The sequence below is a fragment of the Botrimarina mediterranea genome (assembly GCF_007753265.1).
Taxonomy (GTDB): domain Bacteria; phylum Planctomycetota; class Planctomycetia; order Pirellulales; family Lacipirellulaceae; genus Botrimarina; species Botrimarina mediterranea.
Window position 1 is genome coordinate 5,580,372 of record NZ_CP036349.1, and the last position, 14,870, is coordinate 5,595,241.

At 65.4% G+C, this 14,870-nt stretch carries 13 protein-coding genes; 4 read left to right on the forward strand and 9 right to left on the reverse strand.

Annotated elements, in window-relative coordinates; genetic code table 11:
- Positions 1-124: 124 nt before the first annotated feature.
- The 6 genes from Spa11_RS21440 to Spa11_RS21465 all read right to left on the reverse strand — a co-directional run bounded on the left by Spa11_RS21440 (position 125) and on the right by Spa11_RS21465 (position 7,700).
- Entirely contained in the window at positions 125-1,999 is a 1,875-nt protein-coding gene (locus tag Spa11_RS21440; protein ID WP_145116642.1) for an ABC transporter ATP-binding protein, read from the reverse strand.
- Positions 2,000-2,243: 244 nt separating this feature from the next.
- The gene (locus Spa11_RS21445; protein ID WP_145116643.1) at positions 2,244-3,398 is read right to left on the reverse strand and encodes an ABC transporter permease; all 1,155 of its coding nucleotides are present in this window, start codon (positions 3,396-3,398) and stop codon (positions 2,244-2,246) included.
- A 184-nt stretch (positions 3,399-3,582) separates the two neighbouring features.
- Complete coding sequence (locus Spa11_RS21450) at positions 3,583-4,566, reverse strand: ABC transporter permease (RefSeq protein WP_145116644.1); 984 nt, start codon at positions 4,564-4,566, stop codon at positions 3,583-3,585.
- Positions 4,567-4,623: 57 nt separating this feature from the next.
- On the reverse strand, positions 4,624-6,573 hold the full coding sequence (locus tag Spa11_RS21455; RefSeq protein WP_231933069.1) for an ABC transporter substrate-binding protein: 1,950 nt from the start codon (positions 6,571-6,573) through the stop codon (positions 4,624-4,626).
- Between the two features lie 210 nt (positions 6,574-6,783).
- A complete protein-coding gene (locus Spa11_RS21460; protein ID WP_145116645.1) occupies positions 6,784-7,209 on the reverse strand; it encodes a hypothetical protein in 426 nt (141 codons plus the stop codon).
- An 8-nt stretch (positions 7,210-7,217) separates the two neighbouring features.
- Positions 7,218-7,700, reverse strand: coding sequence for a hypothetical protein (locus Spa11_RS21465; RefSeq protein WP_145116646.1), 483 nt, complete (start codon positions 7,698-7,700; stop codon positions 7,218-7,220).
- 143 nt (positions 7,701-7,843) lie between these two features.
- Between Spa11_RS21465 and Spa11_RS21470 the strand changes: the two genes are divergently transcribed.
- The 3 genes from Spa11_RS21470 to Spa11_RS21480 all read left to right on the forward strand — a co-directional run bounded on the left by Spa11_RS21470 (position 7,844) and on the right by Spa11_RS21480 (position 9,988).
- Entirely contained in the window at positions 7,844-8,290 is a 447-nt protein-coding gene (locus Spa11_RS21470) for a flagellar basal body-associated FliL family protein (RefSeq protein ID WP_145116647.1), read from the forward strand.
- Positions 8,291-8,476: 186 nt separating this feature from the next.
- On the forward strand, positions 8,477-9,094 hold the full coding sequence (locus Spa11_RS21475) for a hypothetical protein (protein ID WP_145116648.1): 618 nt from the start codon (positions 8,477-8,479) through the stop codon (positions 9,092-9,094).
- Between the two features lie 180 nt (positions 9,095-9,274).
- Positions 9,275-9,988 carry a hypothetical protein gene (locus Spa11_RS21480; RefSeq protein WP_145116649.1) on the forward strand — a complete coding sequence of 238 codons (714 nt, stop codon included), beginning with the start codon at positions 9,275-9,277 and terminating at the stop codon, positions 9,986-9,988.
- 40 nt (positions 9,989-10,028) lie between these two features.
- Here the strand turns inward: Spa11_RS21480 and Spa11_RS21485 are convergent, their stop codons facing one another.
- The 3 genes from Spa11_RS21485 to Spa11_RS21495 all read right to left on the reverse strand — a co-directional run bounded on the left by Spa11_RS21485 (position 10,029) and on the right by Spa11_RS21495 (position 13,320).
- On the reverse strand, positions 10,029-11,699 hold the full coding sequence (locus tag Spa11_RS21485) for a hypothetical protein (protein ID WP_145116650.1): 1,671 nt from the start codon (positions 11,697-11,699) through the stop codon (positions 10,029-10,031).
- Positions 11,696-12,385: an RNA polymerase sigma factor gene (locus Spa11_RS21490; protein WP_197529580.1), complete on the reverse strand. Its 690-nt coding sequence runs from the start codon at positions 12,383-12,385 to the stop codon at positions 11,696-11,698. The genes Spa11_RS21485 and Spa11_RS21490 overlap by 4 nt, the downstream gene beginning before the upstream one ends.
- Positions 12,386-12,564: 179 nt before the next feature.
- Positions 12,565-13,320, reverse strand: a complete 756-nt coding sequence (locus Spa11_RS21495; protein WP_145116651.1) for a sugar phosphate isomerase/epimerase family protein — start codon at positions 13,318-13,320, stop codon at positions 12,565-12,567.
- 304 nt (positions 13,321-13,624) lie between these two features.
- On the opposite strand from Spa11_RS21495, the gene sppA reads away from it, so the two are divergent.
- Positions 13,625-14,698, forward strand: coding sequence for a signal peptide peptidase SppA (gene sppA, locus Spa11_RS21500; protein WP_145116652.1), 1,074 nt, complete (start codon positions 13,625-13,627; stop codon positions 14,696-14,698).
- The last annotated feature ends 172 nt before the right edge of the window (positions 14,699-14,870 follow it).

A 14,870-nucleotide genomic window follows, 5' to 3' on the forward strand; every position in this document is an offset into this window, starting at 1 on the left:
TGAACGGCCAACCTCGGAACGAAAACGACTGTCACAACGGCAAAAATAGCCAGAAGAGCTAGGCCAAGGATCAATAGTTTTCGGGCCATGCGTATCTCGTCAAGACAAGTGCAGGGCGATTGAGTTAAGCCCGCGCCGCCCGCCTCTTCTCGCGCTCTTCGCTGCGCTGGCAGATTTGCTCGATGTCGTCGTCGGGCGTCGCGCTGATCAGCTTGCGGGTGTACTCCTCGCGCGGATTGGCGTAGATGTTCTCGGACGGGCCGAACTCGACGATCTTGCCGCCGTTCATCACCGCCATCATGTCGGCCATGAACTTCACGACCGACAGGTCGTGGCTGATGAAGATGTAGGTGAGGCCGCGGCTCTCTTGCAGTCGCTTCAGCAGGTTCAGCACCTGGGCCTGCACCGACACGTCGAGCGCCGAAACCGATTCGTCGCAGACGAGGAACTCGGGCTCCACCGCCAGCGCCCGCGCGATGCAGATGCGTTGCCGCTGGCCGCCGGAGAACTCGTGGGGGTAGCGCCGCAGGTGCTCGGGCTTGAGGTCCACTTCCTCCAGCAGCGCGGCGGCGCGTTCGCGACGCTGCGACCGGTTGCCGCCGAGGCCGTGGACGTTCATCGGCTCGACAATCGTCGACTCGACTGTCATCCGCGGATTCAGCGAGCCGTACGGGTCTTGGAAGATGATCTGCATCTTGCGGCGGAGCTTGCGGAGTTCGCCCGAACCGAGCGAGCCGACATCGACGCCTTCGAACTTAACCGTGCCGGCGGTGGGCTCGATGAGACGCAGGATTGCCCGGCCCGCCGTCGTCTTGCCGCAACCCGACTCGCCGACGAGGCCGAGCGTCTGGCCGCGGTAGACCTTGAACGACACGCCATCCACGGCCTTCGTGTGATCGACGACCCTCGCAAGCAAGCCACGGCGCACCGGGAAGTGGACCTGAAGGTCGCTCACTTCGAGCAGCGGCGTAGCGCCCTCTTCGACGGCCTTGGTGTCCGGGGCGTGATGCCCCTCCTCCCACGGGTGACCCATCGCGGCGAGTTCGCTCTTGGGGTGCAGCAGCCGGCCGCGGCCGTGCGTGGTCATCCGCTCGATGTCGGCGTCGGTGAGCTGCTTCTCGACGACACGCACGTCCTTCGTGCCATCGGCGAGAGTCACCTCCTCGGTCGCCATGAATTCGCTCACGGTCGGCAACAGGCGGTACTTCGAGTCGAGTCGCGGGCGGCAAGCGAGCAGTCCCTTCGTGTAGGGATGCTTGGGATCACGAAAAATGTCGAGCACCGAGCCGTACTCGACCATCTTGCCGCGGTACATCACCAGCACGTCGTCGGCGATCTCGGCGATGACGCCCAAGTCGTGCGTGATGAACAGGATCGACATGCCGCGCGAGTCGCGCAGGCGCCGCAGGATGTCGAGGATCTGCGACTGGATCGTCACGTCGAGCGCCGTGGTGGGCTCGTCGGCGATCAACAGCTCGGGGTCGCACGACAGGGCCATCGCGATCATCACACGCTGCTTCTGCCCGCCTGACATCTGGTGCGGGTACTTGTCGACCGACTGCTGGGGCTTGGGGATGCCGACCTCTTCGAACAGCTCGATAGTGCGCTGCCGGGCCTCGGCGTTCGACATCCCCTGGTGCAGCCGCAGGGCTTCCATCACCTGGGCGCCGACCGTGAACACCGGGTTCAGCGACGTCATCGGCTCTTGAAAGATCATGCTCACCGTCGCGCCGCGGAGAGTGCGCATCTGCGGCTCAGGGAGCTGCACGAGGTCCTTCCCCAGCAGCGCGATCGAGCCGGACTCGATCTTCGCCGACGAGGACAACAGCCGCATGATCGACAGCGACGTCACGCTCTTCCCCGACCCGCTCTCGCCCACAATGCCGAGCGTGCGTCCCTCATCCACCCGGAACGAAATGTCGTCCACCGCCCGAACGACGCCCTCTTCGGTGTGGAAGTAAGTGCGAAGGTTCTGAACGTCGATGACGGCTGATGACATAGCTAGTTCAGTCGATTACGAGAAAGGAGGTATTGGGGATGTTGGTGATAGGGGGGATCGCAGGCGAGCGGTGAGTCAGACCCGGGGCTGAATCCTATCGAAGCCCATATCAGATCGTCGCACGGCTTTAAAACAACTACTATCGAAGGGATTTCAAGTAAGGGAGAAGGACGGCGCCTCCATTGCATCGTCTATCCGCTTGTGATCCCCCCTATCACCAACATCCCCCTATCTCCTTTCCTAACTAATCGGCTTCGGACAAGCGCGGGTCGGTCGCTTCTTGGAGGCCTTCGCCGATTAGGTTGTAGGCTAGCACGGTGAGGAAGATCGCGACGCCGGGGAAGACGATCAGCCACCACATCTCCTGGATCGCCTTGCGGCCCGATTGCAGGAGCGTGCCCCAGCTCGGGTTGGGGGGCGACGCGCCGAAGCCGAGGTAGCTTAGTCCCGCTTCGATCAGGATCGCCGACGCGATGCCGAAGGTGATCGGCACCAGCACCGGCGCCAGGGCGTTGCGCAGCACGTGCCGCAGCACGATCCGCGGCCAGGGGACGCCCAGCGCCCGCGCGGCGGTGACGTACTCGAGTTGCTTGATCTTCATCACCTCGCCCCGCGCCAGCCGCGCGATGCCCGTCCAACTGGTGATCCCGATGACGACCATCAAGTGGAAGTTGCTCACTTTGTTGAGCAACGCCACCAGCGCCAGGATCAGCACCAGCGCCGGGATACACATCACCAACTCGATGACGCGGCTGAGCGCGATGTCGACCCAACCGCCGAAGTAGCCCGCCAGGCTGCCGACGGTGATGCCGATCGCCGCGGCGATCCCCATCGCGATGAAGCCGACGCTCAGCGCGGTCTGTGTCCCGTGGACCATCTGGGCAAAGACGTCAAAGCCTTGCTGATTGACGCCGAACCAGTTCTGCCGACTCGGCTTGCCGTCGGCGCCGGACGGGTTCTCCTCGTAGTCCTCCCAGCCCTCCGCGTAGCGCCAGACACGTTCGCCCGACTCGTCGCGTTCGCGCTCGGCGAAGTCCTGTGTCCGCACACGCCGGTAAGGGTCCTGATAGACCAGCGGCCAGACGGCCCAGCTCTCGGGGTCGTTGTCCTGGAGCTTGATCGGGTAGCGGTTCAGCACCCGATCGTCGCGGAAGATCGTCGATTCCCAGCCCCGGTTGTAGTAACCGAGGAAGGGGAAGTGGATGTCGCCTTTATAGCGAGTGACGATCGGCTTGGTGCCAACAATCACCGGCGCCAAGACCGCGATGACCAACAGCACCAACACATAAGCCAGCGCCACCAGCGCAAGCCGATTGCGGCGGAAACGGCGCCAAGTCTGACGCCAGTAGCCGGGCGACTGGGGGGCCGTCTTTTTCGAGGCTTCGGGGGATTTAACCACGGATTACACGGCGGGCACGGATAACGATTGACTCAATATCAAACTCTTTCTGTAGGAGGCGTCTCCGACGCCGATTACGCGCACCACACCGTTTCGTAATGGTGCGCGTCATCGGCGTCGGAGACGCCTCCTACAACTTTCATCATCCGCGTTTTCTGCGACATCTGCGGCTGTCTTTGGAGCGTCACGAATAGGTCACCCGAGGATCGACCACCGCGTAAAGGATGTCGGCGAGCAGTTGGCCCACCAGAACCAGCACGCTGAACATCAGCGTCAGCCCCATCAGCGTGTCGTAGTCGCGTTGGCTGATCGACTCGAAGAACAGCCGCCCCATGCCGGGCCAGACGAAGATCTGCTCGAGGATCACCGCGCCCGACAACAGCGACGGCAGCGTCAGGCCCAGCAGCGTCACCAGCGGGATTAGCGTGTTCGGGAAGGCGTGCCGCCAGAGCACCCGCTTCGGGCCCGCGCCCTTGGCCCGAGCGGTGCGGATGTAATCCTGCCGGACGACCTCCTGGAGGTTGGCCCGGACGAACCGCGAGTAGTACGCCAGCGAACCGTAGGTGAAGCAGGCGATCGGCATCACCGAGTGCAGCAAGATGTCCCAGGCCTTCTCCGCCGTCGTCATCGAAACAAAGCCGTCTGACGTCATCCCGTAGAGCGGCAGCCAGCCCAGCCGCACGTAGAACAACAGCTGCAGGTACAACGCCGCCACAAACGACGGCAGCGAGTACAGCGCATAAAGCAGCGTGCTTACGGACCGCTCCGCCACGGTGCCGTCGGCCGAGGCGGACCACACGCCCAGCGGAATCGACAGCGCGTAGGCGAGCACAAGCGAGGTCACCGACAATAGCAGCGTCGCCGGCGCCCGCTCGGTGATCAGCTTCAGCACCGGCTTGTTGTTTTTCGGGATGCTGCGGCCGAAGTCCCCTTGCAGCACGTTCCCCAGCCAACGCCAGTAACCGAGGTACCACGGCTGGTCGATGCCGTAGACCTTCTTGAGCTGCTCGATCGCCTCGGGGCTCATCTGCCTGCCGACGTGCATGTTGCCCTGGTCCACCGTCAGAGGCGTTCCGGGCATGTGCCGCACCAACGCGTAGACGACGAACGTCACCATCCACAGCGTCAACAAGCCGATGCCCAGCCGGCGGAGCAGGTAGTTCACCATGTCGTCGATCGGAAGCGAGCTGGGGGCGGGCGGATCAGGCGGGAGCGTTGCGACAGGTCACTGGGCCGGGGCGAAGATGCTGTGCACGCCGGGCGTGTAATAGTACGGCCCCCACGGGCTCAGGTTGTAGCCGCGCAGCTTCTTGCTGTAGGCGTAAAAGCCCGCCCGGTAGAACAGCCACGTGTAGGGCTGGTCCTCCCACAACTTCATGTGGATCTTGCCGTAGATCTCCGCGCGCTTTTCGGGGTCGAACTCGTGCTTCCCCTGCTCGAAGAGCTCGTCGACTTCCGGGTTGGAGTAATTGCCGTAGTTGCGGCCCTCGCCGGTTCCAAAGATGTTGACGTTGGTCGCGGGGTCCTTGCCGCTGCCCCAGCCGCCCATCGACGCCTCGAACTCGTGGTCCAGCAGCTTCTGTTGCAAGACGGTGAACTCCGTCGGTTTGACGTTGCAGACGATCCCCAGCAGGTCGAGCGACTCCTTCATCAGCGTCGCGGTCGCGATGCCGTTCTCCGACTGGTAGGTGAGCATCGTGAACTCGAACGGCACGCGCCGGCCGCCGATCTCTTTGTCGAGAACGCCGTCGCCATCGGTGTCCTCCCAGCCGGCCTCGGCGAGCAGCTGCTGCGCGCGGTCGAGGTCCTGCTTCACCGGCTCCGGAGCGTCCTTGGGGAACATCCACGAGTCGGGGTGGAAGTTCCCTTGCGACTGTTCGTAGAGGTCGTAACAGAGCGTTTCGATGAGCTCGGTGTAATCGACCGCGTAGGTCATCGCCCAGCGGACCTTCGGGTCGCTGAAGAAGGGCGACTTCACGTTCCAGGTGAAGTGGAACTCGGTCCACTCCGGCTGCGTCACCTTCGTGTTCCGCTTGTAGAACTCGGCGTCGGAGGTCTGGGTTTCCCACTGTTCGGCGCGCAGCATCATCTCTTCGATGTCGCCCTGCACGAGGGCCAGCAGCGCCGTGTTGAAGTCCTCGATGAACTTGATGCGGACCTCCTTCAGGAACGGCTTGTCACGGACCTGCTTGCCGTCGTGCAGGTAGTAAGCCTCGCGGCGGCGCACCACGAACTCGTCGCCGCGGACCCGCTTCACCAGCTCGTACGGGCCGGCGACGACCGGGTGGTCCTCCAGCCGCGAGTGCTCCTTGCTGCGGGACAACATCGGGTCATCGGGGATCGTCTTCTCGTAGATGTGCTTGGGCAGCGCGTAGAACTGCATGTTGCCGTCGTTCGTCGCCAGGCTCGCCTTGTGGAACACCACCAGGGTCTGGTCGTCGTAGGCGATCACCGCGCGTAACTCATCGGGACCGGTGCGCACCGCGGGGACGATCACGTCCTTGGTCATGATCGCCTTGAAGGTGAACGCGAAGTCGTGCGCGGTCACCGGCTCGCCGTCCGACCAGGTGAGGTCGTCGCGGAGGACGAACTTGTCGTAGAGGTGGTCCTCGCTCGACTGCCAACTCTCGACCACCTCGCTCGGCGCGAAGGTGCGGCCCTCGATGTCGTTGGTAAGCAGACCGATCCCCGTCAGGTCCTGGTACTCGAAGTCCGTGATGCTCGACATCAGGAGCGGGTTGATCGTCTTCAGGTCGCCGCCGACGTGCCGCACGAACGTCGCCGTGTCGTCGACGCCCGACCGGTCCTCCGGCGCGAGTTGGCCCAGCGCGGCGCTAATCTTCTCGTTCGCCTCGGACGAATCGTTCTTGATCGCCAGCGCCTCCTCGACCGACAGCTCGGGCTCGGGACGTTCGGCCAGAATCTCGCGCAGCCGCTCGTCACCGCCGGCGACCGTGCGGTCGATCCACTCGTTGCCGCTGACGAGTTTCTCGAGCGGCGGCGGGTCGAAGGGCTCAAGCATGTCGCCGAGCACCACGGGGCCTGTGGGCCCCGTGGACGCAGACTCGCTATCGCCGCCGGCCGACGTTTCGGAGGCGGGCGCGTCGCCGCTCGGGGAGGGCGCCTGCTCGCTCGCGCCGCATCCAAGCGTCAGCGTCACGAGCGCTGCTAGCATCCAGTGCGCCAAGACCAACCGGCTGCGGAATCCCATCCCTGATGCGACCTCGAATCGCCGGGGGAAGCACGGACAGCGAGCCGCTCGCCCGACGCCGGCGGCATGCCGGGGGCGCCATCGCGACCAGTGCGCAGGGGCGACCCGTAAGCTAGGTAACCTAGCACGGCTGTTCGCCGAGGGTCAACGCGATGCGCAGCGCCTTTGGCCGCTTCACTCGGTGAAGTACTGGAACGCGCCGACGTAAAGCTTTTCGATCGGCAGCTCCGGCAGGGCGCGCCGGAGCCTCGCCAAGACCCGCCGCCGCATGCGGTCGAGGTCGGGCTCTTCGAAGTCGGTCTGTTCGCAAGTGCGGATCGCCACGATCACTTCGCTGCGGATGCGGTGCTTGTATGCGCCCACCAGTTCATGCAACCCCGGCGCGTGTTCGTCGTCGGCGTCAACGTAGAGCTCGAAGCCGATCCGCAGCTTCGCGCCCTCGACGGCACGGAGGTCGCTGATCGAGTACTCCCCAATCGATACGGCCCGCACCGTGGGAGCTTCTCTGCCGCCGCCTTCGCTCGGCGCACCGCTGGTCGGTGAAGCCAGCGCAATCAGCATCAGGCCGGACAGCAAGTAGGACTTCGAATCGGCAAGCATGTTGCGTCTCAGAGCTCATCCAGGATAACGCGGTTCAATCCGACGCGCCGCACCGCCTCACCGCCGAGATAGGGCTGAACCGCATCGAGCAAGTGAGCCTTGAGCGTCGACTTCTGCGCTTCGAGCAGATCGTCGCGTGCCGTGTTGCGGCAAACGCGGATCACGCTGTCGTGGATACGGCCCTCGTTGCGATCCTTCAACCGCTTCACGAGCTTCTCGTCTCTCGGCTCGACGACGATGAACAGCCCGAACTCGACCTGCATCAGGTTGTCGGGTCGAAAGGCGTTGTCGGTTGGTTGGAGGATGATCGGGATCGGCACGACGAAGTCGCCCAATTCAATCTCGACGAACTCTTCCCGACTGGGGAGCGCGGCGATGTCCTCGAAGGCCCGCTTCGGCGGGTCGGCAAAGCACCCAGATAGCGCCACCGTCGCGGCGCCGAGGGCGGCGGCGGCGAAGCGGTAGCGGCGGCGAGCGACGTTGTCAGGCATGGCGGCGCCGAAAGTTTACGTCACCACTGGCCGGCGTGCGGATCAAGAGCGACCTAAGCTTGCCGTGTGTCGCGCTGCGCCCGCACCGGGCCGGTTGTGACGGTTGTATCGCCCTGGCTAACAACCTCCGCTGGCAACCCTCGATGACCCGTCTTCGCTCGTCCGTCCGCCTTGCGATCGTCGCCCTCACTCTCGGGGTTCCCTCGGTCGGCTGCTTCAACAGCGAGAAGCTCGTCGAGCGCGTCCGTAACAACGCCATCCGCACCCGCATCGACGAAGTGAAGCTTGGCCAGTACCGCGTCACCCTGCCGCGGAACCCGCAGACGGGCGAGATGGCCGAGGTCGACGTCAAAGTCTACGGCGAGACGCTGCGCTACAAGATCAACGAGATCGAAGACGAACTAAAGTCTCGGGCGCCGGAGATCGAGGACCGCACGCTGCAGGTCCTCCGAGAGACCAGCCGCGAAGAACTCGCCGACCCAAATCTCGTCACCCTGCGTGAACGGCTCTTGACGTCGATGAACGAGGTTCTGACCGGCGCGCCGCTGAAGTCGATTGGTTTCTATCAGGTGCGTTTCGTGCGCCACTGAGGCGGGGGGCGTCTCCGTCTTCCCCAAGATTCTGCGCCCCCCCGTGTCGGGGTCGGTCCTGTTTTCTTGATAGGCCATCCGTTGTAGGCCGCTCCCCGTGACCAGTGCGTCGCGAGCCGTGACGGCCGGGCTGGCGAACCCCAAGTGAGCTTGGCGCCGTGACACATCGCATCAAGGGTGAATCCAATGACTCCGTTTACAACGACAGGACTTCTCCAATTCGTTGCCGCACTCTCGTTGATCGCCGCGTCTTCCGCGTCCTCCGTGGCGGGAATCCTTCATGGCCATGCGGCGGCCTACGGCGGCGTTACCGGTTCGGTCCCGTTCAACAACGGGGTCGGTGTCAGCGGCGTCATTGATTTCGCGGTCTTCACAGCCGCCGATTTCAACGCCAACTTCGCCGGCCTGGGTTACGTGCCCGGCGACGCGTTTGTCTATGCCTACCAGGTCGAGGCGACCGGGCCCGAGGGGCTGTCTGCCGAGATCATCGGCGTCAACAACCCCGCGAACACGATCGGCACATTCGACATCGGCGACCAAGACGCGGCGTCGGCCTCGTTCACGCCCAACGCCCGTTGGTTGTTCGCGCCGGAGATCGCCACGGGCCTGACCAGTTGGGGCTTGGCGTTTTCGTCTCCCAATCTGCCGATTGTCGGCGCGTCACTCACCATCGGCGGCGGCACGCAAGCCCTGATCGCCGGCGTCCCAACACCGGGACCGATCTCGATCCCCGAGCCCAGCGCGCTGCTCCTGCTGACGAGCGGCGCCCTGGCGGCCCCCCTCTCACGCCGCGCTCGGGCGTAAAGCGGTTGGGGGACCGGCCCGCCCCAACCTCCCTTCCTGTTCGCTCCTAATTCCAAGCGAGTCCCACGTCAGTTGCTAGACGATGGACCCGTGCCGGTCGGGCTGCGCGCCGAGCGCGGTCGACTCGATCGAGGTTGCTGCTTCCACCCAATTCTCAACAACCAAGCGGAATCATCTACCATGTCACTCTCTCGCATGCATCGCCCGCTCGTTCTGAGCCTCGCGACTCTCGGCGTGCTATTGATCAGTCACGCCGCGGGCGCGGGACCGCTCGCCACGACCAGCCGCGCCCTCAATGATGGGTTCGGCCCCGACGCCGGTCGTTGGCGGGGATCGGTCTCCATCGCCGGCGCCGCCTTCGGCGACACGCTCGAGGCCGAGGTCGATTGGGCCGCCTTCGGGCCCGGACAGTTCCAGCAGTTCTTGGACGACAACAGCTACCCGGGCGCCGACCCCTCCGGCGCGAACGAGGTGCTCTACGTCTATCAGATCGTCTCGGTGACGAACGCCAACCCGGGCGTCGACACGCTCACCGTCGGCGTCGATCCCGCCGATGGCCGCGGCGCTGTCTCGGCGCCGAGCTACCTGCCGTTGGGCCTCGCCAATGAAATGGCTCCCACCGGCGGCGGCGACAACACCACCTCGATGGATTGGTTCTTCCAAAACGCCGAGCTGCAGGCGGGCGACGTCAGCGGGCTCTTGATGTTCAGCAGCCCTTTCATGCCCGAGTACGACTTCCTGCAAGTCAACTCGGGCTTGGCGGGGCCCGTCGTCTCGCCGCTGGTCGCCAGCCCCAGCGATCGCCCCTTCGAGGTGAATGTTCCCGAGCCAAGCGCAGTAGCGCTGGCCTTGGCGTGCACGGCGGCGGTGCTCGGCTGCAAACGGCGGCGTTGAATCTCGTTCGCTGTCGCTTGGTGACGAACACCCTGGCGAACTACGGCGCTGACGGTAGCGGTCCGAATCCCCGGGGCGGTCCCCCCCGACCGAAGTCGGGACCGAAGTCTCGCCCGCGGCGTGGGCCCTCGCCGTCGCGCGGGCCGTCGAACGGCGGCCCGCCGCGTAAGTCGAACTCCCGGGGGAATGGGCCGCCCCCCATCTCCGGCGTGCTCAGCGCGTCGCGGAACTCGTCCGTCGGCGCCAGCAGCATCCGATCCATCGTCGTCGAGTCGAGCCGCGCGAACGCCGTCGGCAGATCGTCTTTGACGAAGGTCTGACCGATCAAGTGATTCAAGCGCCGCGCGAGCTCTTTGTCGTCTTCCGCCGATTGCAGCGAGGCGGCCGCGTCGGCGGGCAAGGACTTCTCGAGTTCCGTCACCCAACCACGCCAGCTATCGCGGACGAGGTCCTGCAACTTCTCGCCCCCCGGCAGCCGGTCGAAGCGGCCGCGTCGCATGCCCCGGCCGGCGATCCTATCGGTAGCGCCGAACAATAGCACCTTGGGTTGGCGCTTGAAGAACTCCGTCATGCCCTGCTCGATCTCACGCATCCCGCGCTCGAACCGCTCGTCGCCGCGCCCTTCGCCACGGCCACCTCGACGGTCATCGCCACGCCCGTCATCGCGCCCATCATTACGGTCGTCGTCGCGGCCTTCGCCCCGCCTGGCGGCGAAACCCTCGCGCAGAGCGGCGACGAACTGGTCGCCGACCTTGCGGTAGCTCTCACTCTCCGTGAGTCGGTCGATGGCGTCCCGGAACGCGGCGACCTCGGCGCCCGTCAGGTCGAGCTTCGCGTCGTGCGCCCAGCGGCGCGCCTCACGATCGACCACGCGCAGCCGCTCGTCGGTCGTCAACTGCCGCAGCCGGGCCTGCTCCGACGCAGGCAACCGCCCGACCATCGCCTCGTACGCCAGCGCCGTCTCGCGCAGCTCGACGGCGTCGGGCGCGGCGGCGAGGGCGTCGTTGAACTGCCGCAGCGACGCTTGCTTACCCGCGGGCCGGCTCTGGTACTCCGCGACGCGGGCGTTGACGCTCGTCAACTCGGCGGGCGACAACGTCTCGACCCACTGGCGACGCTCGGGCGTCGAAGCCGCGGTGACCGTCGCCCAACTCGCGGCGGCGGATTCGACGCTCTCGTCGCGGAACTCCTCGAGACCCTTGTTGTCGCCGGCGTCGAGCTTCGTGAGAAACTCGAGCGACCCCACTTGCTCCAGCGCCGCCGCGTGCAGAGCCACCGGGAGGTCCGCCATCGCGCGGCGTTCGGGCGCCGTCACCGCGGCGAGCGTCAGCATCGCGCCCCCGGCGACGCCGATTAGCGAAGCCACCACCCACACCGGGATGCGGACGCGCGGCGTCTTGAGGAGGCGGCGCGGCTCGTCAACGCCGCGCGGTTCTTTGGCCAACGAGGCCGCCGTCACCGCGGCCATCTCGATCGTCGAGCGGGTGAACGTGGGCGACGCGGTCGAGCGTGGCAACACGTCCAGCGCGTTCCACACACGGTCGAGCGACTGCAACCGTTGCCGCGTCGCGGCGTCGCTGGCCAGCATCGATTCGACGCGCTCGCACTCCTCGGCCGAGAGTTGCCCGTCGAGATAGGCCACAAGCACCTCGTCGGGGCCGTTAGCCGCGCCGTTGATCTCGTCGTCGGTGTGGTTGTCATCGGGTCTCATCGCGAGCCCCCCTCGACGCTGCCGAGTTCTTGCGTCATCGCGTCGGCGCCCGTGAGTCCGCCGACCGCTTCACCGCGTTCGATGTAGGGGCCCAGCGTCTGACGCAGCTTCTCCCGCGCGCGGGCGAGCAGCGACTTGACCCCTTTGTCGGTCATGCCAAGCACCTCGCCGATCTCCACGTAGTCCATGTTCTCGAACTTCGCCAGCAAGACCGCGGTGCGTTGCCGCTCGCTGAGCGTGGCGATCGCCGCCTGGACCGCGTCGCACAGCTCGGTGCGGTCGGCCTGGCGGGTGGGCATCGCCGAGCTCGCCGCCGTGGGATGCGGCGCCGCGGCGCCGGTCTCGTCGGGCGACTGCGCGGCGAGTCGCACTTCCTTCTTCCGCGACAGGCCCCGCAGCGAGTTCAGCGCCAGGTTGCCCGCGATCGTGAATAGCCACGTCGAAAACTTAGCGCCCGGCTCGTAGCGGTGGCGGGCCTTGTAGACGCGGAGGAAGGTCTCTTGGGCCAGCTCCTCGGCCAGCTCACGGCGTCCGACCTGATACGTCAGCACCGAGACGAGCCGGTCCTGGTGCCGGTTCACCAGCTCGGCGAACGCCGCGGCGTCGTCGTCCCGCACGCGCAGCATCAGCCGCACGTCCGGGTCGGATTCGGTGTAGCGGCGGATCGTGGTGTCGCTGACAGCCAAGAGCGTTCTCCCTGGTCTGTCAGCTTAACCCCGCGGGGTGGGGAACGGCGCCGAGAAAAAGGGCGTTCGCCAATGACGAAATCCGAATGACGAATGACGAATCTGCCGGAGGGATCCGCTACAGTTGCGCTGTGCGGGACTTTTCTACTGCCCACTGCCGACCGCCACTGCCCACTCGGCTACAGCAACGAGTCGAGCAACAGCCGCAGCTTCCGCACCTCTGGCGGGTGCTCCAGCCCTTCCATCGGCGTCATGTGGATCGACAGGGCTCGGCGGTATTTGACGCGCTGCAGCTGCGTGATCAGCTTGCCGTAGTCGATCTCGCCCTGGCCGACGCGGACCTGGTACTCGTCCTTGGTGCTGTCGCGCAGGTGCGTGTGGCGGACGAACGGGAGCAGCTTGTCGATCGCTTTGCCCTTGTGCGGCCCCGTGGTGTAGCAGCTCGGGTCGAGCGCCAGGCCGAGGCCCTTCACGTGGTTGCAGAACACGGCGGCCGTCTCGAGGTCCTGCGTCATGCAATCGACCTGCGTCTTCAGGGCCACCACGGCGCCTTCCAGCGCCGCCAGCGCGACCATCTTCTTCAGCTTCTCGATCTCTTCGTTGAACGGCGTCCCCAGCGGCGAGCTGGGCACGACAATCGTCACCACCTTCAGCGCCTTGGCGAGTTTGCAGATCGCCTCGAACTCGTCGAGCACCGCGGGGCCCTCGGCGTCGCTCTGGATGCTTAGCGCGGCGATGTCCATCCGGGCGGTCGAGCCGCAGCGCTTGATCGCGTTATCGGTGTCGGCGAGCACCTCCGAGGGCTTCATCCAGCCGCCGGGCGCCGACTCGTTGAGAGCCAGTTCGACCGAGGTGAACCCCAGGTCGATCAGTAGCTCGAGGACGGCTTCATTGCTGCGATCGGGGAAACACTCCGTCGAGGCGGTGACAAACACGCTGTACGCTCCTTCTTCGATGCTGACACGCTAGCAGAGAACCCGCGGCCACAAACCTCGCCCGGACCCCTTAGCCCGGAAAGCCTACCGGGCTTCGCCCCGAAGGGGCAAGGTCGGGAGCGGGGCGAGCAACTCCTGGCGAGCCGGCAACGTTGGTCGTCGGTGGGCGCCTTGTACCAGCGTTCCACCGACGACTAACGTCGCCGGCTCGCCGCAACTCGTGGGAGGTGAGTCTGTCCGTTGGTGACAGCGTCCACCGCCCGTAGACTAAAGGCCCCACTCCTACGCTCTCGGAAGACGCCAGATGAACGACGCCCCCGCCTCGCCAAACGCTCCCACTCCCGCGCCCCAGTACATCCTCCAACCCCGAGAAAGCCTCTTCGGGCGCTTCGGCAAGCTGCTGCTGGTCGTGCTCGTCTTCTGTATCATCTCGATGATGGGGATGGCCTCGCAGATGCAGGAGTACTTCGGCGACGGCCGCGGCCCACGCGAGCGCTTCCACTCGCTGAGCCGGACCGCGACCAACAAGATTGCGGTTGTCCACGTCAGCGGCGCCATCATGGAAGGGGACGACTTCGTCGAGAAGCAATTCGAAGCCATCGAGAAGGACGACTCGGTGAAGGCCGTCGTCCTGCGGATCGACTCCCCCGGCGGCACCGTCACCTACAGCGACCGGCTCTTCCACCAAGCGAAGAAGCTACGCGAAGAGCGGGACCTGCCGATGGTCGTCAGCATGGGGAGCCTGTGCGCGTCGGGCGGCTATTACCTGGCGATGGCCGTCGGCGACCAAGAGAACGCCATCTACGCCGAGCCCACCACCTGGACCGGGTCGATCGGCGTGGTGATCCCTAACTACAACTTCTCGCGCACGATGAATATGTACGGGGCACAAGACCTGTCGGTCGTCAGCGGCGAGCTCAAGCTGATGGGGAGCCCCACCAAGCCCCGCACCGAAGAGGAGACCGAGGTCCTGCAGGAACTCGTGGACATCACGTTCGAGGGCTTTAAGGACGTGGTCCGTGAAGGCCGGCCCAAGTTCGCCGCCGACGACGAAGCGCTCGACGCCGTCGCCACCGGACAAGTCTTCACCGCCAAGCAAGCGATCGACAACGGCCTCGTCGATTCTATCGGCTTCCTCGAAGCCGCCATCGACCGCGCGATGCAGCTGGCGAACCTCTCGCCCACGACGGCCCGCGCCGTCGAGTACGAAGCCCGCCGCACGCCGATCGAACAGTTCCTCAACGCCAGCGCCCCAGAACAACCCGCCACCAACGGCGTCGACCTGCGGGCGCTTGATCTCCAAACATTAGTCGAACTGTCGTCCCCCCGGGCCTATTTCCTCAGCACGATGGCCCCCGTCCTGCTGCGATCGAATTGAAAGTCCCGGAGGGACGGCAGCGCGTAGCCAGGGGCGCAAGCCCCTGGTAGTGCGGCGTCAAGAACGAAAGCCCCGGAGGGGCGGCAGCAACTCAATTAGAATGAGTCGCTGCCGCCCCTCCGGGGCTTGCTATGATGGGTTCTCACTACTTCCAGGGGCTTGCGCCCCTGAC

What these genes read in the sequence shown, in the direction of transcription:
- Spa11_RS21440 (WP_145116642.1), bottom strand. Translation starts at nt 1,999, where the DNA reads ATGTCATCAGCCGTCATCGACGTTCAGAACCTTCGCACTTACTTCCAC.
- Spa11_RS21450 (WP_145116644.1), bottom strand. Translation starts at nt 4,566, where the DNA reads ATGGTGAACTACCTGCTCCGCCGGCTGGGCATCGGCTTGTTGACGCTG.
- Spa11_RS21455 (WP_231933069.1), bottom strand. Translation starts at nt 6,573, where the DNA reads ATGCTAGCAGCGCTCGTGACGCTGACGCTTGGATGCGGCGCGAGCGAG.
- Spa11_RS21460 (WP_145116645.1), bottom strand. Translation starts at nt 7,209, where the DNA reads ATGCTTGCCGATTCGAAGTCCTACTTGCTGTCCGGCCTGATGCTGATT.
- Spa11_RS21465 (WP_145116646.1), bottom strand. Translation starts at nt 7,700, where the DNA reads ATGCCTGACAACGTCGCTCGCCGCCGCTACCGCTTCGCCGCCGCCGCC.
- Spa11_RS21470 (WP_145116647.1), top strand. Translation starts at nt 7,844, where the DNA reads ATGACCCGTCTTCGCTCGTCCGTCCGCCTTGCGATCGTCGCCCTCACT.
- Spa11_RS21475 (WP_145116648.1), top strand. Translation starts at nt 8,477, where the DNA reads ATGACTCCGTTTACAACGACAGGACTTCTCCAATTCGTTGCCGCACTC.
- Spa11_RS21480 (WP_145116649.1), top strand. Translation starts at nt 9,275, where the DNA reads ATGTCACTCTCTCGCATGCATCGCCCGCTCGTTCTGAGCCTCGCGACT.
- Spa11_RS21485 (WP_145116650.1), bottom strand. Translation starts at nt 11,699, where the DNA reads ATGAGACCCGATGACAACCACACCGACGACGAGATCAACGGCGCGGCT.
- sppA (WP_145116652.1), top strand. Translation starts at nt 13,625, where the DNA reads ATGAACGACGCCCCCGCCTCGCCAAACGCTCCCACTCCCGCGCCCCAG.